This window comes from Bradyrhizobium sp. Ghvi (assembly GCF_900115265.1).
Classification (GTDB): Bacteria; Pseudomonadota; Alphaproteobacteria; order Rhizobiales; family Xanthobacteraceae; genus Bradyrhizobium.
Map to the genome: position 1 here is coordinate 78706 of NZ_FOVU01000001.1, position 19956 is coordinate 98661.

Sequence of the window (19956 nt, forward strand, 5' to 3'; positions counted from 1 at the left end):
TAGTCTGGTGACCGACGCCGTCGTGCGGGGGACACTCGCGCTGCGCTCAACGCGAACAGGGGAACCTTGATGAACGCCATTCGTCCGGAAAAGATCGAAGCCGCCGAGACCGAGACGGTCGACAGCAACCTTGCCGCCGTGACCGAAGTCGAGGCCGGCATCCGCGATTTCGTCCGCAACGACATCGCCTATCTGCGCCGGCCGGCCGCGACGACCACCGAGGCGCCGCCGCTCGATTCGAGCGCGGAAGCCACCGTTACCAACGTCAACTCGCTGATCCAGCGCGTCGCCGGGACCTCGCTCGCCGAGATCGAGAATCTGATCTCCGAGCTCGAGAGCCTGCGCGACCTGCTTCATGCCGAAGGCCAGCGCGTCCAGCGCGAGATCTCGGGCTATGCCCAGCTCAGCCAAGCCGCGATGAAGTCGACCCGTATGATCGCCGACAACGTCGCCCAGTGGAAGCGCGCCGCCGACGGCCTGCGCAACAGCTGATCGCGCGTATCCAAGCATCACCGGCCGCCGCGTCCTTGAGGGCGCGGCGGTTTTGATTCAGGGGCGCGATGGGCCCACGCCGTCCCTACAGGAATGATGTCATCACCCGCCTTGTGCGCAATTGCGCACTGGAGCGGGTGATCCAGTATTCCAGAGACGTCAATGATTTGAACCGAGGGGCCGCAGCGTACTGGATGCCCCGCCTTCGCGGGGCATGACAGTGGGTGCGGTTTGAACCCTCCGCCCTACCCCCGCGACCAAAGCCTAGCGCCCGTGCCGCCGACGGCCGGGCCTCGGGGGCATTTCAGATGGAAAGCATTCGGCCCGACACCACGGACCCGATCCCGTTGCGACCCGCGCCGAACCAGTTCGGCACCATCATGCTGCGCTTTGTCGGGATGCTGGCTGTTGCGATCGCGATTTTGGCGTTCGTCTATAGCCGCTGATGATAGTGGGGCCGCGATGCGGCCCCGCGCGGAGGCCACTTCGTGGCCCCGCGGAGTTAACGAGCGCTTAACGGCTCGCGTCGACAGCCGAGGCTTCCAGGGTGTAGGCGCCGTCGGCATAACCCTTCACCACCATGCCCGCGACCAGCATCACAGCCAGCGTCGCAGTCGCAAAGATGAATCCGACCAGTTTGAGTGCGCCGCGGTCTGCCATAGTCCTCGTCCCCTGTACTCTGCCAATTCGTTTCAAATAGACAGCGACAGGTTCATAATTGGTTAGCAACTCGATGGTTCCGGCAGCTGCTTCGTGAGCCGCCGGCCATCTCGCGAGGCTTATGGCAGTCGCCCTGAATCGCGTCCATAGCGCGCGGGCAACACTCGCGCGCTGTTTTGGCCGTTCATCCTGGAACTGGTCTAACCGCCTTTGCGCATCGGCACGAAAGCGCTGGCGGTGATGGAATATACGTCCTCGCCGCGCTGGTTGGTGCCGATGGTGCGCGCGGTCAGGATGCCCCAGCCCGGACGCGAGCCAGAGGCACGCTTCTCGATGACTTCGTTGACGTAAGAGATGGTGTCGCCCGCGAGCACCGGCTTGATCCAGCGCAGGTCGCGAAAGCCCGGTGACGGCCCCCACACGGCGACTTCCTCGCCGCGGGCTGCGGCCTCGCGCGCCAGGCGTTGGCCATCGGCGACAAGCAGGCTCATGCAGGCCGAGCCGACATGCCAGCCCGAGGCAGCGAGCCCGCCGAACAGCGAGTTCTTGCCCTCTTCCTCATCGAGGTGAAAACGCTGCGGATCGAACTTTGCGGCGAATGTCTTGATGGCCTCTGGCGTGAACGTATAGCTGCCGATCTCGCGCTGCTGGCCGATCTCGATGTCCTCGAAGAACCGCATCAGGCCACTCCCCCGCGCCGCTCGATCAGGATCGGCGAGGTCATCTCGGCGAGCGCTTCGCCCCTGGCATTGCGCGCCGTGCATTTGAACTTGACGATGCCAAGGTTCGGCCGGCTCTTCGAGGTGCGCGCCTCGACGACATCGACATCGAGCATCAGGTCGTCGCCCGGCCTGAGCGGCGATAGCCAACGCACCTCCTCGACCCCAGGGGATCCAAGCGAAGCGGCGCGGGTGATAAACCCGTCGGCCATCATCCGCATCATCAGCGAGCAGAGATGCCAGCCCGAGCCGGACAGGCCGTGCAGCATGCTCTTGGCCGCGGCCTCCTCGTCCAGATGCATCGGTTGCGGATCGAACTCGGCGGCGAAGGCCAGGATCTCGTCGCGGGTGACATGACGCGGGCCGAACGTTCCGTAGCGGCCGGTCGGGAAATCTTCGAATGTCAGGGTCATGTGGGAAAAGCTTTGCGGGAAGGACAGATTGTGGCCGCACTTTGCGGCAATCTCAACCCGCCAGCTCGCATGGCTCGTGCTACATTCGGCGAGTCGGGCTGGACCTGCCTCATTGTCTAGATGACACGGCCGGCGGCACGATCTGCCCGGGGGAAGAGAGATGTTTTCATTCAGCGACCTGTTTCAATGGGACCGCTTCATCACGCCGACGATCATCAAGACCTTCTACTGGCTGGTGATCGGCGTGATCTGCCTGTTCGGCCTCTCCGGAATCTTCGCCGGTCTCACCGCGATGGCGATCAGCCCGTTCGCCGGCTTTCTCGTCGTGCTGGAATCGATCGCGGGCGTCATCGTCGGCATCGTGTTCTCACGCATCGCCGCGGAACTGATCCTGATCGTGTTCCGCATCAACGAGCATCTCGGCGCGATCAGGGATCAGGGCGGCGGGATGCGGTGAGGGGGCTGTCATTCCGGGGCGCCTCGAAGAGGCAAGCCCGGAATCCATCAGGCCTCAGAACAAGCGGCGAGATAGATTCCGGGCTCGCGCTTCGCGCGCCCCGGAACGACAAGACTTACGTATTAAACCGGAAATGCATCACGTCGCCGTCGGCCACGACGTATTCCTTGCCTTCGAGGCGCAGCTTGCCGGCATCGCGGGCGCCGGCTTCGCCGTTGAACGCGACGTAATCGTCAAAGGCAATCGTCTCGGCGCGAATGAAGCCTTTCTCGAAGTCGGTGTGGATCACACCGGCCGCGCCCGGCGCCTTGGTGCCGCGATAGATGGTCCAAGCGCGTGCTTCCTTCGGCCCGACAGTGAAATAAGTGATGAGGTCGAGCAGCTTGTAGCCGGCGCGGATCAGGCGGTCGAGTCCGGCCTCTTCGAGGCCCAGTGTCTCCAGGAAGTCGGCGCGCTCCTCGCGCGAGATGGTGGCGATCTCGGATTCGATCTTGGCGGAGATGACGACGGCGACGGCGCCTTCCTTGGCCGCCTGCTCCTGCACGGCCTTCGAGAACGCATTGCCTGTAGCGGCCGAGCCTTCCTCGACGTTGCAGACATAGAGCACGGGCTTGGACGACAACAGGCCGAGCATGCCGAAGGCGCGCTCCTCCTCCGGCTTGCGCTCGACGAGGCGCGCGGGCTTGCCTTCGCGCAGCAGCACCAGCGTGCGGTTGACGAGGTCGAGCTGCTCCTTGGCGTCCTTGTCGTTGCCCTTGGCCTTCTTGGTGAGGTTGTCGACGCGCTTCTCGAGGCTGTCGAGGTCGGCGAGCATCAGCTCGGTCTCGATGGTCTCGATGTCGGCGAGCGGGGCGATCTTGCCCTCGACATGGGTGATATCGGAATCTTCGAAGCAGCGCACCACATGCGCGATGGCGTCGACCTCGCGGATGTTGGCGAGGAACTGGTTGCCGAGGCCTTCGCCCTTGGAGGCGCCGCGCACGAGACCGGCGATGTCGACGAAGGTCAGCCGGGTCGGAATGATCTGGCCCGACTTGGCGATCGCCGCGAGCTTGTCGAGCCGCGGATCGGGCACGGCGACTTCGCCGACATTCGGCTCAATGGTGCAGAACGGATAGTTGGCCGCCTGCGCCGCGGCCGTCTCGGTCAGGGCGTTGAACAAGGTCGACTTGCCGACATTGGGCAATCCGACGATTCCGCATTTGAATCCCATCGTGTCCTCTAACGCAGTGCGTAGGGTGGGTTAGCCCTGCAGATGCCGAAGCGCATCTGCTCGGCGTAAACCACCAATTTTCCGGTCGTGACGTGGTGGGTTACGCCTTTCACCTTCGCTGATCGAAGCTTCGGCGGACGTGGTCCGGCTAACCCACCCTACTCCTTGTCGTCCTTCAAAAATCCCTTCGCCTGCATCGCAAGATGCACCCTGTTGGCGAAGGTCGCGTCCGTGCCCTTGGCGATCAGGGGGGCGTGCTCGGCGACCGCGTCGCACAGCGTCGTCACCCACTCATTGTCGGCCTTGGCGAAGTCCGACAGGACATGGCCGTGCACCATCTCCTTGACGCCGGGATGACCGATGCCGAGCCTGACGCGGCGATAGTCGTTGCCGATATGCGCGGAGATCGAGCGCAGGCCGTTGTGGCCGGCGATGCCGCCGCCGATCTTCACCCGCACCTTGCCCGGGGGAAGCTCGAGCTCGTCGTGAAACACCGTGGTGTCACCTGGCGCGATCTTGAAGAAGCTCGCCGCTTCCTGAACGCTGCGGCCGGACTCGTTCATGTAGGTCGTCGGCTTGAGCAGGACCACCCGCTCGGTGCCGAGCGTGCCTTCCGAAGTCTCGCCCTGAAACCTGCGGCGCCATGGTGCGAAACCATGACGCCGCGCGATCTCGTCGACGGCCATGAAGCCGATATTGTGCCGGTTACGTGCGTATTTCGCGCCGGGATTGCCGAGCCCAACAAAGAGTCGCATGACGCGGCGCGCCCCTCGGCCAGCGCGTGATCAGGGATCACGCACCAGCTCTTTGAGAGATTACTTCTTCTTCTCGCCGCCGGCCGGAGCCTTGGCCGCCGCTGCCGGAGCCGCAGCGCCCGCAGCCGGAGCCGCAGCACCTGCCGCCGGAGCAGCCGCGCCAGCCGCCGGAGCCGCGCCACCAGCAGCAGCCGCAGCTGCGGCCTTCTGCTCTTCGGCGTAGCCGGACGGCGGCACGATGGTGACGAGGGTCGCGTCCTCGCGGGTCAGCGCCTTGACGCCGGCCGGAAGCTTGACGTCCGACAGATGCAGCGAGTGACCGATTTCCAGCGCGCCGACGTCGGCCTCGATGTATTGCGGAATGCTCTCGACGCCGCATTCCAGCTCGATCGCATGGGCGACGATGTTGACGGTGCCGCCGCGCTTCACGCCCGGAGACGTTTCCGCCTTCACGACATGCAGGGGAACGCTGATGCGGATGGTGGCGCCTTCGCCGAGACGCATGAAGTCGACGTGGATCGGGAAATCCTTGACCGGATCGAGGTGGTAGTCGCGCGGAATCACGCGATGCTTCTTGCCCTCGAGGTCGATGTCCACCAGCGTGGTCAGGAACCGGCCGGCAAGGATGCGCTGGCGCAGTTCACGATCTTCGATCGAGATCGTCAGCGGGGGCTGGTTGTTACCATAGATCACTCCGGGCACTCTGCCGGCGCGACGCTCAGCCCGGGCGGCCCCCTTGCCGCTCTTCGGACGTGCGGTCGCCTTCAATTCCTTGACGGTCGTCGCCATAGTCTAAGTCCTTGTTTTTGCAAAAGTTAATGGGCCGCAAGGCGGCCCATGGCGTACGCCGCAGCAAGCCTCCAGGGGTGCGGGGGCCGCGGACGTGGCGGGCTTTTACCCGGAAGATGCGGAAATGACAAGGAAATGCGGGGACTTTTTGCGGGGGCCGGTATGGCCCGGAACACCGTCATGGCCGGGCTTGTCCCGGCCGTCCACGCATTGCGGGGTGGCAGGATAGACGTGGATGCCCGGGCCTTCGCCTCGCCGAAGCGGCTTCGGCCGCGCAGGCGGGACAGGCCCGGGCATGACGACCTCAGCTAGTGGCCCCGCCGAGCTTGGCCTCGAGCGCGGCGATGCGCGCCTTGAGGGCCTCGTTCTCCTCGCGCGCCAGGCGGGCCATGTCCTTGACCGCCTCGAACTCCTCGCGCTTGACCAGATCCATGTCGCGCAGGAATTTCTCTGCCTGGTTGCGCATGACCGTGTCGAACTCGCGCTTGACACCCTGGGCCGCACCGGCAGCATCGTTCATCATGCGGCCGATCTCGTCGAAAAACCGGTTGGTGGTCTGGGTCATGTCGGTCTCCTGATCGGTCTCTTTGTCGCCTCTTGGCGGCCCCGATAAACTTTGCGCGAACGCGCGAAAAGACAATGGCAATCCGCGGTGAGAGGTTCAAGGGCCGCGCGGCGGTATCCTTGTCATGGCCCGGTTTCCTTGCAATCGTATTCAACGTCCCTGCATAACAAGAATCACAAGGCGGAACGCACGACATGATCGAGCAGCAGATCGCAATTCCCACCAACGACGGCCACACCGCTACCTTCATCGTCCATCCCGAGCGGGGCGGACCGTTTCCGGTCATCCTGTTCTACATGGACGCACCGGCGATCCGCGAGGAGCTGCGCGACATGGCGCGCCGGCTCGCGACCTCAGGCTATTACGTGATGCTGCCGAACCTCTATTACCGCTCCGGCGTGATGGAGCTCGGTGCACTGCCGGCCGACCCGAACGCGCCGGAGCGCAAGCGTATGTTCGCACTGATGGGCTCGCTCACGATTCCCATGATCATGGACGACACCCATGCGCTGCTCACCTATGCCGAGGGCCAGGCTGCCGCGGACACTGAAATCGTCGGCACCGTCGGCTATTGCATGAGCGGGCGGTACGCCATCAACGCCGCCACGCATTTCCCTGACAGCGTCAAGGCCGCCGCCTCGATCTATGGTGTGCAGCTCGCGACCGACCAGGCCGACAGCCCGCATCTCGCGGCAGGCAAGACCAAGGCCGAGCTCTATTTCGCCTGCGCCGAGACCGATGTCTACGCGCCGCCGGAGATTATCGAGAAGGTCAAGGATGGCATGAAAGGCGCAAAGGCCGAGGTCGAGATCTATCCCGGCACCCATCACGGCTTCGCATTCCCCAAGCGCCCGGTCTATGACCGCGACGCTGCCGAGCGGCATTGGGAGCGTCTGCTGGCGCTCTATCGCCGCAATCTCGTCCAGCAATAGCAGGCACGATGCCCCTTCTGCTCATCGACTTTCCATCGTTCAGCCCGATCGCACTCCAAATCGGACCGTTCGCGATCCGCTGGTACGCGCTCGGGTATATCTGTGGGATCACGATTGGATGGCTCTATGCGCGCTCGCTGTTGAAGAACGAGCGCCTGTGGGGCGGACCGGCGCCGATCTCGCTGGTCCAGATCGACGACTTCATCCTGTGGGTGACGCTCGGCATCATCGTCGGCGGCCGCACCGGTTACGTGCTGTTTTATAATTTGCCCTTCTTCGTCGAGCATCCGGCCGCCATCTTCAAATTGTGGGAGGGCGGCATGTCGTTCCACGGCGGCTTCCTGGGCTGTGTCGTGGCGGTGATGTGGTTCGCGCGGAAGAACGGCATTTCGATCCTGTCGCTCGGCGACATCACCTGCGGCGTCGCGCCGATCGGTATTTTCCTGGTGCGACTGACCAACTTCATCAATGGGGAGCTGTGGGGCCGCGCTGCCGACCCGAGCCTGCCTTGGGCCATGATTTTCCCATCCGGCGGCGACGTGCCGCGCCATCCGAGCCAGCTTTACGAGGCGGGCATGGAGGGCGTCCTGCTGTTCACCGTGCTCGCGGTGATGATCCGCTTCGGCGCCTTGAAGCGGCCGGGCCTCATCCTCGGCAGCTTCATCCTGATCTACGGGCTGACCCGCATCATCGGCGAACATTTCCGCGAGCCGGACGTCCAGCTCGGCTACCTCTGGGGCGGATTAACCATGGGCATGCTGTTGTCGATCCCGATGCTTATTGTCGGCGGCGTACTTATTGTATTGGCAGCGCGGCGCGGTGCGCCGAAACCCGCAAGGGCCGTTCGTTAATTCATTTCGAGAAAGCACGCCGTGACCGAACAGCCGCTCCTCAACGAGATCAAGGCACTGATCAAATCCTCAGGCCCGATGCCGGTCTGGCGATACATGGAGACGTGCCTGATGCATCCGCGCTACGGCTATTACGTCTCGCGTGATCCCTTGGGACGTGAAGGCGACTTCACCACCGCGCCCGAAGTCAGCCAGATGTTCGGCGAGCTCTTGGGCCTGTGGACCGCCTCGGTGTGGAAACAGATGGGCTCTCCCCCATTCTTGCGGCTGATCGAACTCGGCCCCGGTCGCGGCACCATGATGGCGGATGCGTTGCGTGCGCTGCGCGTGCTGCCGCCGCTCTATCAGGCGCTTCACATCCACATGGTCGAGGTCAATCCCGTCCTGCGCGAGCGGCAGAGTGCGACATTGTCGGGCGTGCGCAACAACATCGCCTGGCACGACAGCATCGACGACGTGCCCGAGGGACCGAGTGTCATCCTCGCCAACGAATATTTCGACGTGCTGCCGATCCACCAGATGGTGAAACGCGAAAGCGGCTGGCACGAGCGGGTGATCGAGATCGATCCCAACGGCAAGCTCCAGTTCGGTGCGGCGGCCGAACCGACGCCGCGCTTCGACGTGCTGCTGCCGCCCCTGGTCCGCGCGGCTCCTGTCGGCGCCGTGTTCGAGTGGCGGCCCGATACGGAGATCATGAAGCTCGCCACGCGCGTGCGCGACCAGGACGGTGCCGCGCTGATCATCGACTACGGCCATTTGCGCAGCGATGCCGGCGACACGTTTCAGGCCATCGCACGCCACTCCTTCACCGATCCCTTGAAGGCGCCGGGTCAGGCCGACGTCACCGCCCATGTCGACTTCCAGGCGCTCGCGCGTGCAGCCGAAGATGTCGGCGCGCGCGTACACGGTCCGGTGACGCAAGGCGACTTCCTCAAGCGCGTCGGCATCGACACCCGCGCGGCGGCGTTGATGCAGAAGGCGACGCCGGAGGTCGCCACCGACATTTCCGTGGCGCTGAAGCGATTGACCGATACGGGACGCAGCGGCATGGGCGCGATGTTCAAGGTGCTCGGCATCTCCGAGCCTCGGCTGACGGGCCTTGCAGGCCTCAGCGATCTCGAACAGGCCGGAGGCCATTGATGACGCTCACCTCGTCGCTGTTGTCGGCGGTGCCCGGCCTGCGCCATGCCTTCTTCACCCGCGAGGGGGGCGTCTCCGGTGGCATCTATGCCGCGCTGAACGGCGGGCTCGGCTCCAACGACGATCAGGCCCTCGTCGCAGAGAACCGCCGCCGCATGGCCGAGCATGTCGGCGTCGCAGCCGACCGCTTCCTCAGCCTGCATCAGATCCACTCGCCCGACGTGCTCGTCGCCGAAGCGCCATGGCCGAGCGGCCCGCGCCCGAAAGGCGATGCGCTGGTGACCAAGACAACCGGCATTGCGCTAGGCGTGTCCACCGCCGATTGCGGTCCGGTGCTGTTCGTCGATCCCACCGCGCGCGTGATCGGCGGCGCCCATGCCGGTTGGAAAGGTGCGCTGACGGGCGTGCTGGAGACCACGATTCTGGCGATGGAGAAACTCGGCGCCACGCGCGATGGCATCATTGCCGCGATCGGCCCCTTGATCCGCCAGGACAGCTACGAGGTCGGCAACGAGTTCGTGGCGCGCTTCATCGAGGCCGATGCGGACAACGCCATGTTTTTCATCCCGTCGACGCGCGAGGGCCACGCGATGTTCGATCTCGCCGGCTTTATCCGCAAGCGGCTGGAAGCCGCGGGCATTTTGATGATCGACGATCTCGGGCTGGACACTTATGCGGACGAACGCTTCTTCAGCTATCGCCGCTCGGTGCATCGCAAGGAGCCGGACTACGGCCGTCACGTTCATGCGATTGCGCTGGAGGGGTGAACACAACAGAAACCCCGTGTCATTCCGGGGCGATGCGAAGCATCGAGCCCGGAATCCATCGTGCAACAATGTATGCGGAGAAATGGAATCCGGGCTCGCGCCATCCAAGTCGGCTGCTGCCGACTTGATCCTTCAAATCTGCCGAGCTCGGGTAAACCCGAGCTCGGCGGCGCGCCCCGGAATGACAGTGGCCTGTGTCGCCTCTGCCCTAGACCTTAATCGATTTTAACGATATCGCTGCCCTCAATGAGGGAAGCGTCATCTTTTCTGCGCCGCGCGGGCTCGCGCGTGTTGGCGGTCATGCTGTTGGCTGCGGCGACCGTGCTGGCCGGCTGCGCCGGTGGCAACGCGCCCGCCAATTCCTACGCGATGGCGCCGAGCGGCGGCTCCGGCGCGACGGTCGCTTTCGAATCGATCGACGGGCCGCCGCCGCAGGTGTTCGATCGCATGGTCGGCGTGCTCGACAGCGAATCCAAGCTGCGCAGCCTCTCGATCGTCTCCCGCGAGGGGACGGCTGCCTACCGCGTGCGCAGTTACCTCTCCGCCCAGGTGGTGCGCGGCAAGACCGTGATCGCCTGGGTCTGGGACGTCTACGACGCCAACCAGCAGCGGGCGCTGCGCCTCTCCGGCGAGGAACCGACCGCAGCCAAGGGCGGCCGCGATGCGACGCGTGATGCTTGGGGTGCCGCCGACGACCTGGTGCTGCGGAAGATAGCCCAGGCCGGATTCAGCGGACTTTCCAATATGATCAGCGGAGCGCCCGACACGCCGAACACCGTTCCCGGCCTGCGCGGACCGGCGGTGGCGAGCGTAACGCCCGAGGCTCCGGTGGCTGAGGTGCCGGCTTCGGCGCTCGGCTACGCCCAGCAATAACCACCGCTAAACCAAGGGCTCAGTTTGCGGCCAAGCCGTTGGCCCGACTCAGGATTTTCAAAGGGAAAACGTAGCGTCCCGGGTTGCCAGCGCAGCCCCCGGCCTGATATTTCCTCGCCCGTCATAACCGTGCTGCCAGTGGGTATCTTGAGATGTTGAACGTCGTATCCAGCAAAGCGCGGGAGGAAGCGTCCATGTCGGCCAAAAACGGCTCCATCAAGCTTGTCGCCGGCAACTCCAATCCGGCTCTCGCCCAAGCCATCGCGCAGGGCCTCGACATGCCGCTGACCAAAGCGGTGGTCCGGCGCTTTGCCGACATGGAGATCTTCGTCGAGGTCCAGGAAAACATCCGCGGCTCGGATGCCTTCATCATCCAGTCGACCTCGTTTCCGGCGAACGACAATCTCATGGAGCTCTTGATCATCACCGACGCGCTGCGCCGCTCCTCGGCGCGCCGCATCACGGCAGTGATCCCCTATTTCGGCTATGCCCGCCAGGACCGCCGCTCCGGCTCACGCACGCCGATCTCGGCCAAGCTCGTCGCCAATCTGATCACCCATGCCGGCGTCGACCGCGTCATGACGCTCGACCTGCATGCCGGTCAGATCCAGGGCTTCTTCGATATCCCGACCGACAATCTGTTCGCGGCGCCCCTGATGGTGCGCGACATCCGCGAGCGTTTCGACCTCGGCAAGGTGATGGTGGTCTCGCCCGACGTTGGCGGCGTCGCCCGCGCCCGCGGCCTCGCCAAGCGCATCAACACCCCGCTCGCGATCGTCGACAAGCGCCGCGAGCGCCCGGGCGAATCCGAAGTCATGAACGTGATCGGCGACGTGTCCGGCTATAGCTGCATCCTGGTCGACGATATCGTCGATTCCGGCGGCACGCTGGTGAACGCAGCCGACGCGCTGATCGCCAAGGGTGCCAAGGACGTCTACGCCTACATCACCCACGGCGTGCTCTCCGGCGGCGCGGCCGCCCGCATCAGCGGCTCAAGGCTGAAGGAGCTCGTCATCACCGACTCGATCCTGCCGACCGAGGCGGTGACCAAGGCGCCGAACATCCGCACGCTGCCGATCGCCAGCCTGATTTCGGACGCGATCGCACGCACCGCGGCGGAAGAGTCGGTCTCGAGCCTGTTCGACTGACACCGTCATTCCGGGGCGGCGCGTCGGCGCCGAACCCGGAATGACTTTGCAGGCCTACCCCACAATCCCAGCCGCGACCTGGCCGCGCAGGCGCTCGAGACCCAGCAGCGTCTCGGCACAGGCTGCCGCCACCTCGACGCCCTTGATCGCAAAGTGCCTGCGGAAGAAATCGTAGTGCACTTCGGTCTCGTGGAATTGCTGCGGCGTCAGCACGGCCGAGAACACCGGCACCTCGGTGCGCAGCTGCACGTCCATCAGCGCCTTGATCACGGTGTCGGCGACGAATTCGTGGCGATAGATGCCGCCGTCGACGACGAGGCCGGCCGCGACGATGGCGGTGTAGCGCCGCGTCTTGGCGAGGACCTGCGCATGCAATGGGATCTCGAACGAGCCCGGCACCTCGAACACATCCACATGATTGAGATGGCGCGCTTCGGCCTCCTTGAGGAAGGCGATGCGGGCTTCCTCGACCACGTCGCGGTGCCAGCAGGCCTGCACGAAGGCCACCCGCTGCGGCTTCGCGAAGCGGGGGTGCTCGGTCACGGGAACCGGCGGTTGTGCTTGGGAGGTTTCAGCTTTTGAAGTTTGGGGATCTTGCAACATCTGATTCATGGCTTTCCTCTTCGGGACCAGAATCAGGGCACACGGAACGAGAAACAGCCGCATCTTGCGATGCGTCTGCCACCGACCGTTCTCTTTCATCCGGACTTTAACCGTCGGCTTCGGAGTTGCACCGAATCTGCTGACCCTTCCCTTCGGAATAAACCTTGGGGAAGGCGCTCGCGGGCTTAGGCCTCTCGGCCCTTACCGCCGGTGGGGACTTTCACCCCGCCCTGAGAACATCGGCCGCCCGGGATTGAGCGGCCTAATGGGAAATATGCCGCCGGTCCGGGGCAGCAGGCAAGCCTGTTCCGCAGCCAAAAACCGCATGGTCCCATGCCGCAGGGGCGGCGCGGCCCTCGCGCGGCGGAATTCACGATCGGCGGCTCTCGGGAATCCGATTCCGGTTTGTTCTCATTCGTTAACAATTGTGGCGGAGATGAGCTGTGGACGAACGAGTCCTGGCTTGTGGACGGACTCGGGAGCCAGTTGCGCAGATTCCGCAAATCACATCACTTGATCCGCGACAGGCCGCGCCGGTCGGAAGGAGATCGCGAAAGCGACTCCCGAGATCGACGACGTTAGGGAGCGCGCGCCGGACCCAACCGCGTGCGTATCAAAGACAACAAGAAGGCAAGAGGTCGAGACGGCATGTCCCTGCTCGAAGGCAATATCGATTCCCGAAATCATCCGCTCGCGGTGGTCGAGGATATCGCCGCCAGCAACAACTGGCCGTTCGAACGTTCCGGCGATGACGAGCTGACCATTGTCTCGAAGGGGCAATGGACGGACTACCAGATCTCCTTCACCTGGATGGGCGAGATCGAGGCGCTGCATCTGGCCTGCGCCTTCGACATGAAGATTCCCGTCGCACGTCGCAGCGAGGTGCAGCGGCTGGTCGCTGCGGTCAACGAGCAATTGTGGATCGGCCATTTCGACCTGTGGACCAACACCGGCATGATCATGCATCGCCAGGCCTTGGTGCTGCCGGGCGGCCTCACCGCCTCGACCGCACAATGCGAGGCCATGCTCGCCGGCGCCATCCACGCCTGCGAGCGTTACTTCCCGGCGTTCCAGTTCGTGGTGTGGGCCGGCAAAACCACCGCGCAGGCGATGGACGCCGCAATGTTCGATACGGTGGGCGAGGCGTAGTCGCGCCTCACCCAAAGCTGTCATCCCGGACGAGCGCAGCGCAATCCGGGATTCATACCGCGTGATGCCGCTTGTGGCACAACGCTTGTTGCTCTGCCCTCCGTCCATTAGAACCCCTTGGTACGCGACGAGCGCAAGCGCTCGCGCAGGAATCCTGGCTTTCGCCAGGACGACGGATTGGCGGCGACGATGGCAAACAACACTCTCCAGAACATCACCGGCACCATCCTGCTCGCCGGCGCCGGCAAGATGGGCGGCGCGATGCTGAGCGGATGGCTGGCCGGCGGGCTCGATCCGCGCCGCATCGCCGTGGTCGATCCGCATCTCTCGCCCGAGATCACCGCGCTGGCCGCCAAGGGCGTCGCACTCAATCCTGACGTGAAGGCGGCGGGCGCCGTCGAGACGATGGTCGTCGCGGTGAAGCCGCAGATGTTCCGCGAGGCCGGCGCGAAGCTGAAATCATTTGTCTCGGACAAGACGTCCGTGGTCTCGATCATGGCAGGAACCACGATGGCCGCGCTCCAGGAGGTCTGCGGAGGCGCCGTGGTGCGGGCCATGCCGAACACGCCGGCCGCGATCGGCCGTGGCATCACGGTGGCGGTGGCGGCGAAGAACGTCAGCGCGGGTCAACGCGCGGTGGCCGATGCGCTGCTGCGCGCCACCGGCTCGGTCGAATGGGTCGAGGATGAAGGCCTGATGGACGCGGTGACGGCCGTGTCCGGCTCCGGGCCCGCCTATGTGTTCCTGCTGGCCGAAGAGCTCGCACGCGCCGGCGTCGAAGCGGGATTGCCGGAAGCACTGGCGACCAAGCTCGCGCGCGAGACGGTCTCGGGCTCCGGTGAGCTGCTGCACCGGTCGGATCTTCCCTCGGCTACCCTGCGCCAGAACGTCACCTCGCCCGGCGGCACCACCGCCGCGGCGCTCGGCGTGCTGATGGGCGAGCCGGGCCTGCGCGATCTGATGATCCGCGCGATCGCGGCCGCGACGAAGCGGTCGAAGGAGTTGGCGAAGTAAGGCGGTGCCGTAGGGTGGGTTAGCCGAGCAGATGCGCAAAGCATCTGCTCGGCGTAACCCACCTCCTCTATTTCCGCGGAGATGGAATCGGTGGATTACGCCTTCGGCTAATCCACCCTACGGCGTCGTGCCCGCGGCAAGTCGCTTGTTGAACATCGCGACATTGACGAGCCCACGCGCGTGGCGGCCTTCGCCGAGCTTGCGTGTGCCTTCGTATGCCTCAACCTCGAAACGGATGACGCGCCGCTCGACCGCGATCACTTTCGCGGTGGTCCGCACCGTCGCGCCGACGAGTGCGGCGGCGAGATGACGGATGTCGACCTCGGTGCCGACGGTGACCCAACCCGGCTGAAGCGCTGACCGGATCGCATCGCCCGACGTCATCTCCATTTCCAGGATCATCATCGGGGTCGCATAGACCATCGGCATCCCTGGTACGAAATGCCCGACCGTGCGCTCGGCCGGCACCACCAGCGTGCGCTCGGCGCTCATGCCTGTCGTGATGAAATCACGTGCGTCCATGGTGCTTGCTCATCATTCCGGGCCGCGCGAAGCGCGAACCCGGAATCCAGAGATTGTCGATCGGGATTCCCCAATGCGCAGTTGCGCATTGTGAGTCAGCCCCGGAATGACGCTAACGCGTCACTTCTTCGCCGCCGCCGCGCGCTCCACAAAGGTCTTGCCGCCCTTCATCTTGTGGCGGAGCGGCGCTTCGTTGATCTGGATGACGACGGCATCGGCGTCGACGCCGAGATTCTTCACCAGCGCCTGCGTGATGTCGCGCATCATGCCGGCCTTCTGCTCGTCGGTGCGGCCCTCGGCCATGCTGATGGTGATCTCAGGCATTGTTGTCTCCCTGCTCTGCTGCTGTCGTCATGGCCGGGCTCGTCCCGGCCATCCACGTTCTCCGCCATCAAACAAGACGCGGATGCCCGGGACAAGCCCCGGCATGACGACGCCAGTGAATGGCTAGCCCCACTTAACGTCATGGCGCGCCAACACCTCACGCACCTTCGCGACGAGATCGGCTTCACTGCACGAGAACTGCGCCGGCCGGGTTTCGCGCCATTCCTGGTTCGAGGCGATCGCAGCGGCGGCCTTGGCGCCCTCGATCAGGTCCTTGACCTGCACCTCGCCGCGCGCCTTTTCGTCCGAGCCCTGGATGATCACGCAAGGCGAGTTGCGGCGGTCGGCATATTTGAGCTGGTTGCCCATGTTCTTGGGATTGCCGAGATAGAGCTCGGCGCGGATGCCGGCACTGCGCAAGCTCGCCACCATCTTCTGATAGTCGGCGACGCGATCGCGGTCGAACACGGTGACGACGACGGGACCGAATTCGGGCCGCGTGTCGAGCTTTCCAAGCAGCGTCAGCGCAGCCTGCAAGCGCGACACACCGATCGAGAAACCGGTCGCCGGCACCGGCTCGCCGCGAAAGCGGGAGACGAGACCATCATAACGACCGCCGCCACCGACCGAGCCGAAGCGCACGGGACGACCCTTCTCGTCCTTGGTGTCGAGCAGCAGTTCGACCTCATAGACGGGGCCGGTATAATATTCGAGGCCGCGCACGACGGACGGATCGATCTTGATGCGGTCCGCGCCGTAACCCGATGCTGTGACGAGCTTGGCAATCTCTTCCAGCTCGCTCACGCCGGCCTGACCAACCTCGCTCTTGGCGAGGTAGGTTTCAGCGGCCGCAATCGCCTCTTTCCAGTCCTCGCGCGGCTTGGTGATGGCGAGAACGACGTCCGCCTCCGCCGCGCTCAGATTGGCGCCCTTGGTGAAGTCGCCCTTGCCTTCTTCGCCGCCGTCCCATCGCCCGGGGCCAAGCAGCTTGCGCACTTCATCGGCGGAAAACTTGTCGAGCTTGTCGATTGCGCGCAGCACGGTCAGCCTGCGGCCTGCGTTCTCCTCACCCGCGAGCCCGATGGCTTCGAGGACGCCGTCGAGCACTTTGCGGTTGTTCACCTTCACCACATACTGGCCACGCGCAACGCCGAGCGCTTCCATCGTGTCCGCCGCCATCATGCATATCTCGGCATCCGCCGCGGGCGTTGCCGAGCCGACCGTGTCGGCATCGAACTGCATGAACTGCCGGAAGCGGCCGGGCCCCGGTTTTTCGTTGCGGAAGACGTAACCGACCCGGTAGCTGCGGTAGGGCAGGACAAGACCGTCGGTGCCGTAGCGCTCGCCGACATAGCGCGCAAGCGGCGCGGTCAGGTCGTAGCGCAGGCTGATCCACTGTTCGTCGTCGTCCTGGAACGAGAACACGCCCTCGTTCGGACGGTCCTGATCGGGCAGGAATTTGCCGAGCGCGTCGGTGTATTCCATCGCCGGCGTCTCCACCGGCTCGAACCCGTAGAGTTCGTAGACGGCGCGGATCTTCTCGACCATCTCGCGCGTCGCCCGGATCGCGGCGGGATCGCGATCCTCGAGCCCGCGCGGCAGACGCGCCTTCAGTTTCTGGGGTTTTTTGGCCTTGTCTTTCATGACGGCGTTAAATCCGATGTACGCCACGGCAAACCGGGCGGTGTACCCTCTCCCCTTGTGGGAGAGGGTGGCTTCGCGTTAGCGAAGCCGGGTGAGGGGTTCTCTCCCCGCGTTCTATCTCTGGCGCGTGGAGACCACCCCTCATCCGGCGCTTCGCGCCACCTTCTCCCACAACGGGAGAAGGGAAGAAAGAGCGTAAGATCAGCTCCGCCGCTGATCAAAACACCTTGCGGATCCAGTTGTGCGGATCGTTGGTGCGGCCGTACTGGATGTCGACGAGCTGCTTGCGCAGGCCCATGGCGACGGGACCGGCGGCGCCGCCCGAGATCTCGAAATCGCCGCTGACCGAGCGCACCTTGCCGATCGGCGAGATCACGGCCGCGGTGCCGCAGGCGAAGGCTTCCTTCAGCCTGCCCGAGGCCGCATCCTTGCGCCACTGGTCGAGCGAATACGGCTCCTCGCGCACGGTCTTTCCGGCATCGCGGGCGAGCGCGATGATGGAGTCGCGGGTGATGCCGGGCAGGATGGTGCCGAGCGGCGGCGTCGACAGCGAGCCATCGTCGAACACGAAGAAGATGTTCATGCCGCCAAGCTCCTCGATGTAGCGACGCTCGATCGCATCGAGGAAGACGACCTGATCGCAGCCATGCTGGATCGCTTCGGCCTGGGCACGCAGGCTCGCAGCATAGTTGCCGCCGCATTTGACCGCGCCGGTGCCGCCGACGGCGGCGCGCGTGTAATTCTCGGAGACCCAGATCGAGACCGGAGCGGGGCCGCCTTTGAAATAGGAGCCAACGGGCGAGGCGATCACCGCGAAGATGTATTCCGACGACGGCTTCACGCCGAGGAAGGTCTCGCTCGCAATCATGAAAGGCCGCAGATAAAGGCTGCCCTCGCCGCCTGGCATCCAGGCGCGATCGATGCGCACGAGCTGCTCGACGGCCTCGATGAAGACGTCCTCGGGCAGTTGCGCCATCGCCATGCGATCGGCGGAGTCCTTGAAGCGGCGCGAATTGGCATCGGGACGGAACAGATTCACGCCGCCGTCGTCACGCTTGTAGGCCTTCAGGCCCTCGAAGATTTCCTGGGCGTAGTGCAGGACCGCGCCGGCCGGATCCATCTGGAAGTTGGCGCGCGCCTCGATCTTCGCCTCGTACCAGCCGCCTTTGGCCTGGTTGTAGCGGACGATCGCCATGTGATCGGTGAAGACCCGCCCGAAGCCGGGATCCACAAGCTTGGCGACCCGGTCCTTTTCAGGTGTCGGGTTGGATGCGGGCTGGATGTCGAATTTCATGCTCATGTCCTTGGCTCCCGCTGCCGATGGCGGCGCCGTTCCGGCGCCCGCCTGCCCGCTTTCGGGCCCGGCTGGCTTGATGTGGTTTCTGGCTGGACCGCCGCCAGCCTTGTTACGGCCGGTTTCCGTGGCCAGCATGTCGCCTGAGGACATGCTTTTGCGGAAGGCGGAAGTCCAGTATGTTTTGCCGAAATGCCGCTCGACAATCGCACGGTAGATCTGATCCGGCCGTCGTCGCCTGTCCGGCTCACTCCGGCCGCTCCTAGGAAATGCCACCCGCCGCGAAAACGATCTAATATTTCGTGCGGGCTGATCGTTTTGTAACATTGAACCCAAGATACGTCAATATGCCTGACATAAATTTCGCGACTTCCTCTCAGGACGCTGCCGCGTCACGACCGGCAGCAGGCGATGGAGGCAATTTGCGCTGGGATATCATCGAGCTCTTGTTCTTCGCCTATCGCGATTTCGTCGGCGATCCCGACCAGGAGCTGGAGGCTTTCGGGTTCGGCCGGGCCCATCACCGGGTCATGCACTTCGTCTATCGCTACCCCGGCCTGAAGGTCGCCGATCTGCTCGATGTCCTGCGCATCACAAAACAGTCGCTCGGCCGGGTGCTCAAGCAGCTCCTGGACGAGGGCTATATCGTGCAAAAGACCGGCGACAACGACCGCCGCCAGCGCCTGCTCTACGCGACGCCGAAGGGCGAAGCGCTGGTGCAGAAGCTCGCTGGTCTGCAGACGACACGCATCACCAAGGCGCTTGCCGAGATGGCGCCTGATGATGCCGAGACCGTCAAGCGCTTCCTGCGCGCGATGATCGACCGCGACGATCCCGATAAGGTGCTCGAGACGATCTTCGCCTCCGTCAACCACAACAAGGAGTGACCGTGCCGCTCGCTGCCACGCTCGCCCGCCCGCCGGCGCAACCGGCCGACGATGCCCCGCATCTCTTGCTCGTCGACGACGATCGCCGTATCCGCGATCTCCTGTCGCGCTTCCTCGCCGCTGAAGGCTATCGCGTCACCACGGCCGCCAGCGCCGGCGATGCCCGCGCCAAACTGCTCGGGCTGCATTTCGACTTGCTGATCCTCGACGTGATGATGCCCGGCGAGACCGGCTTCGATCTCGCCCGCTTCATTCGCACGTCCTCCTCGGTCCCGATCGTGATGCTGACCGCGCGGCACGAAGCCGAGGCCCGCATCGAGGGCCTGCAGATCGGCGCCGACGATTACGTCGCAAAGCCGTTCGAGCCGCGCGAGCTGGCGCTGCGCATCAACAACATCCTCAAGCGCGCCGCGCCACCGGTCCAGACGGCGGCGGTGGAGAAGATCGCATTCGGTCCCTACGTCTATCATCTCGATCGCGGCGAATTGCGCCAAGGCGAGGAGGTCATCCACCTCACCGACCGCGAGCGCGAGATGCTGCGGATCCTCTCGGAGACGCCGGGCGAGACCGTGCCGCGCAGTGCGCTGACCGGCAATGGCAGCGTCAACGAGCGGGCCGTCGACGTGCAGATCAACCGCCTCAGGCGCAAGATCGAGACCGATCCAGCCAATCCGCTGTTCCTGCAGGCGGTGCGCGGCATCGGCTACCGGCTGGTAGCCTCGCCGTAGAAACAGTGAAGCGCGCT

Annotated in this window: 24 protein-coding genes, 1 pseudogene and 1 riboswitch; of the genes and pseudogenes, 13 read left to right on the forward strand and 12 right to left on the reverse strand. The window is 64.6% G+C overall.

Annotated features, from left to right (window positions below):
• The first annotated feature begins 69 nt into the window (after positions 1 to 69).
• Complete coding sequence (locus BM374_RS00350; protein ID WP_092288629.1) at positions 70 to 492, forward strand: hypothetical protein; 423 nt, start codon at positions 70 to 72, stop codon at positions 490 to 492.
• 308 nt (positions 493 to 800) lie between these two features.
• A complete protein-coding gene (locus BM374_RS38375) occupies positions 801 to 938 on the forward strand; it encodes a hypothetical protein (RefSeq protein WP_177248017.1) in 138 nt (45 codons plus the stop codon).
• Positions 939 to 1005: 67 nt separating this feature from the next.
• On the opposite strand, the gene BM374_RS38380 is transcribed toward BM374_RS38375, so the two are convergent.
• The 3 genes from BM374_RS38380 to BM374_RS00360 all read right to left on the reverse strand — a co-directional run bounded on the left by BM374_RS38380 (position 1006) and on the right by BM374_RS00360 (position 2284).
• The gene (locus BM374_RS38380; RefSeq protein ID WP_164936510.1) at positions 1006 to 1152 is read right to left on the reverse strand and encodes a hypothetical protein; all 147 of its coding nucleotides are present in this window, start codon (positions 1150 to 1152) and stop codon (positions 1006 to 1008) included.
• 200 nt (positions 1153 to 1352) lie between these two features.
• Positions 1353 to 1832 (reverse strand): MaoC family dehydratase, encoded by a 480-nt coding sequence (locus BM374_RS00355; RefSeq protein WP_092288630.1) that lies wholly within the window; start codon positions 1830 to 1832, stop codon positions 1353 to 1355.
• The gene (locus BM374_RS00360) at positions 1832 to 2284 is read right to left on the reverse strand and encodes a MaoC family dehydratase (protein WP_092288631.1); all 453 of its coding nucleotides are present in this window, start codon (positions 2282 to 2284) and stop codon (positions 1832 to 1834) included. Before BM374_RS00360 ends, BM374_RS00355 begins: the two co-directional genes overlap by 1 nt.
• Positions 2285 to 2444: 160 nt before the next feature.
• On the opposite strand from BM374_RS00360, the gene BM374_RS00365 reads away from it, so the two are divergent.
• Positions 2445 to 2741: a DUF4282 domain-containing protein gene (locus BM374_RS00365; RefSeq protein ID WP_092288632.1), complete on the forward strand. Its 297-nt coding sequence runs from the start codon at positions 2445 to 2447 to the stop codon at positions 2739 to 2741.
• Between the two features lie 115 nt (positions 2742 to 2856).
• Here the strand turns inward: BM374_RS00365 and ychF are convergent, their stop codons facing one another.
• The 4 genes from ychF to BM374_RS00390 form a co-directional block, all read right to left on the reverse strand.
• Positions 2857 to 3954, reverse strand: coding sequence for a redox-regulated ATPase YchF (ychF, locus tag BM374_RS00370; RefSeq protein ID WP_092288633.1), 1098 nt, complete (start codon positions 3952 to 3954; stop codon positions 2857 to 2859).
• Between the two features lie 158 nt (positions 3955 to 4112).
• Entirely contained in the window at positions 4113 to 4709 is a 597-nt protein-coding gene (gene pth / locus BM374_RS00375; protein WP_092288634.1) for an aminoacyl-tRNA hydrolase, read from the reverse strand.
• Positions 4710 to 4769: 60 nt separating this feature from the next.
• Complete coding sequence (locus tag BM374_RS00380; protein ID WP_092288635.1) at positions 4770 to 5498, reverse strand: 50S ribosomal protein L25/general stress protein Ctc; 729 nt, start codon at positions 5496 to 5498, stop codon at positions 4770 to 4772.
• A gap of 304 nt (positions 5499 to 5802) precedes the next feature.
• Positions 5803 to 6063 (reverse strand): accessory factor UbiK family protein, encoded by a 261-nt coding sequence (locus tag BM374_RS00390; protein WP_092290063.1) that lies wholly within the window; start codon positions 6061 to 6063, stop codon positions 5803 to 5805.
• Between the two features lie 194 nt (positions 6064 to 6257).
• On the opposite strand from BM374_RS00390, the gene BM374_RS00395 reads away from it, so the two are divergent.
• From BM374_RS00395 to BM374_RS00420, 6 genes are all read left to right on the forward strand, one after another.
• Complete coding sequence (locus BM374_RS00395; protein WP_092288637.1) at positions 6258 to 6995, forward strand: dienelactone hydrolase family protein; 738 nt, start codon at positions 6258 to 6260, stop codon at positions 6993 to 6995.
• Between the two features lie 8 nt (positions 6996 to 7003).
• Complete coding sequence (gene lgt, locus BM374_RS00400; protein WP_092288638.1) at positions 7004 to 7846, forward strand: prolipoprotein diacylglyceryl transferase; 843 nt, start codon at positions 7004 to 7006, stop codon at positions 7844 to 7846.
• Positions 7847 to 7867: 21 nt separating this feature from the next.
• Complete coding sequence (locus BM374_RS00405; RefSeq protein ID WP_092288639.1) at positions 7868 to 8986, forward strand: class I SAM-dependent methyltransferase; 1119 nt, start codon at positions 7868 to 7870, stop codon at positions 8984 to 8986.
• Positions 8986 to 9753 carry a peptidoglycan editing factor PgeF gene (gene pgeF / locus BM374_RS00410; protein ID WP_092288640.1) on the forward strand — a complete coding sequence of 256 codons (768 nt, stop codon included), beginning with the start codon at positions 8986 to 8988 and terminating at the stop codon, positions 9751 to 9753. The genes BM374_RS00405 and pgeF overlap by 1 nt, the downstream gene beginning before the upstream one ends.
• Positions 9754 to 9999: 246 nt before the next feature.
• Complete coding sequence (locus BM374_RS00415) at positions 10000 to 10626, forward strand: hypothetical protein (protein ID WP_092288641.1); 627 nt, start codon at positions 10000 to 10002, stop codon at positions 10624 to 10626.
• Between the two features lie 194 nt (positions 10627 to 10820).
• Positions 10821 to 11774: a ribose-phosphate pyrophosphokinase gene (locus tag BM374_RS00420; RefSeq protein WP_177248018.1), complete on the forward strand. Its 954-nt coding sequence runs from the start codon at positions 10821 to 10823 to the stop codon at positions 11772 to 11774.
• A gap of 54 nt (positions 11775 to 11828) precedes the next feature.
• Here the strand turns inward: BM374_RS00420 and BM374_RS00425 are convergent, their stop codons facing one another.
• Positions 11829 to 12386, reverse strand: a complete 558-nt coding sequence (locus tag BM374_RS00425) for a 6,7-dimethyl-8-ribityllumazine synthase (RefSeq protein ID WP_092290066.1) — start codon at positions 12384 to 12386, stop codon at positions 11829 to 11831.
• 74 nt (positions 12387 to 12460) lie between these two features.
• A riboswitch (FMN riboswitch) is annotated at positions 12461 to 12619 on the reverse strand.
• A gap of 406 nt (positions 12620 to 13025) precedes the next feature.
• Here BM374_RS00425 and BM374_RS00430 point away from each other — a divergent pair.
• Complete coding sequence (locus tag BM374_RS00430) at positions 13026 to 13526, forward strand: type III secretion system chaperone family protein (RefSeq protein ID WP_092290068.1); 501 nt, start codon at positions 13026 to 13028, stop codon at positions 13524 to 13526.
• Between the two features lie 189 nt (positions 13527 to 13715).
• Positions 13716 to 14540 (forward strand): pyrroline-5-carboxylate reductase, encoded by an 825-nt coding sequence (proC, locus tag BM374_RS00435; protein WP_092290070.1) that lies wholly within the window; start codon positions 13716 to 13718, stop codon positions 14538 to 14540.
• A 117-nt stretch (positions 14541 to 14657) separates the two neighbouring features.
• Here the strand turns inward: proC and BM374_RS00440 are convergent, their stop codons facing one another.
• The 4 genes and pseudogenes from BM374_RS00440 to BM374_RS00455 all read right to left on the reverse strand — a co-directional run bounded on the left by BM374_RS00440 (position 14658) and on the right by BM374_RS00455 (position 18330).
• Entirely contained in the window at positions 14658 to 15062 is a 405-nt protein-coding gene (locus tag BM374_RS00440; protein ID WP_092288643.1) for a thioesterase family protein, read from the reverse strand.
• 120 nt (positions 15063 to 15182) lie between these two features.
• Positions 15183 to 15389, reverse strand: a pseudogene (locus BM374_RS00445) (tautomerase family protein); the annotation flags it as partial.
• Between the two features lie 120 nt (positions 15390 to 15509).
• On the reverse strand, positions 15510 to 17030 hold the full coding sequence (gene hisS / locus BM374_RS00450) for a histidine--tRNA ligase (protein WP_092288644.1): 1521 nt from the start codon (positions 17028 to 17030) through the stop codon (positions 15510 to 15512).
• 217 nt (positions 17031 to 17247) lie between these two features.
• Positions 17248 to 18330 carry a branched-chain amino acid aminotransferase gene (locus BM374_RS00455; RefSeq protein ID WP_092290072.1) on the reverse strand — a complete coding sequence of 361 codons (1083 nt, stop codon included), beginning with the start codon at positions 18328 to 18330 and terminating at the stop codon, positions 17248 to 17250.
• A 341-nt stretch (positions 18331 to 18671) separates the two neighbouring features.
• Between BM374_RS00455 and BM374_RS00460 the strand changes: the two genes are divergently transcribed.
• The gene (locus BM374_RS00460; protein ID WP_177248019.1) at positions 18672 to 19211 is read left to right on the forward strand and encodes a MarR family winged helix-turn-helix transcriptional regulator; all 540 of its coding nucleotides are present in this window, start codon (positions 18672 to 18674) and stop codon (positions 19209 to 19211) included.
• On the forward strand, positions 19208 to 19939 hold the full coding sequence (locus tag BM374_RS00465) for a response regulator (protein ID WP_092288646.1): 732 nt from the start codon (positions 19208 to 19210) through the stop codon (positions 19937 to 19939). Before BM374_RS00460 ends, BM374_RS00465 begins: the two co-directional genes overlap by 4 nt.
• Positions 19940 to 19956: the final 17 nt, after the last annotated feature.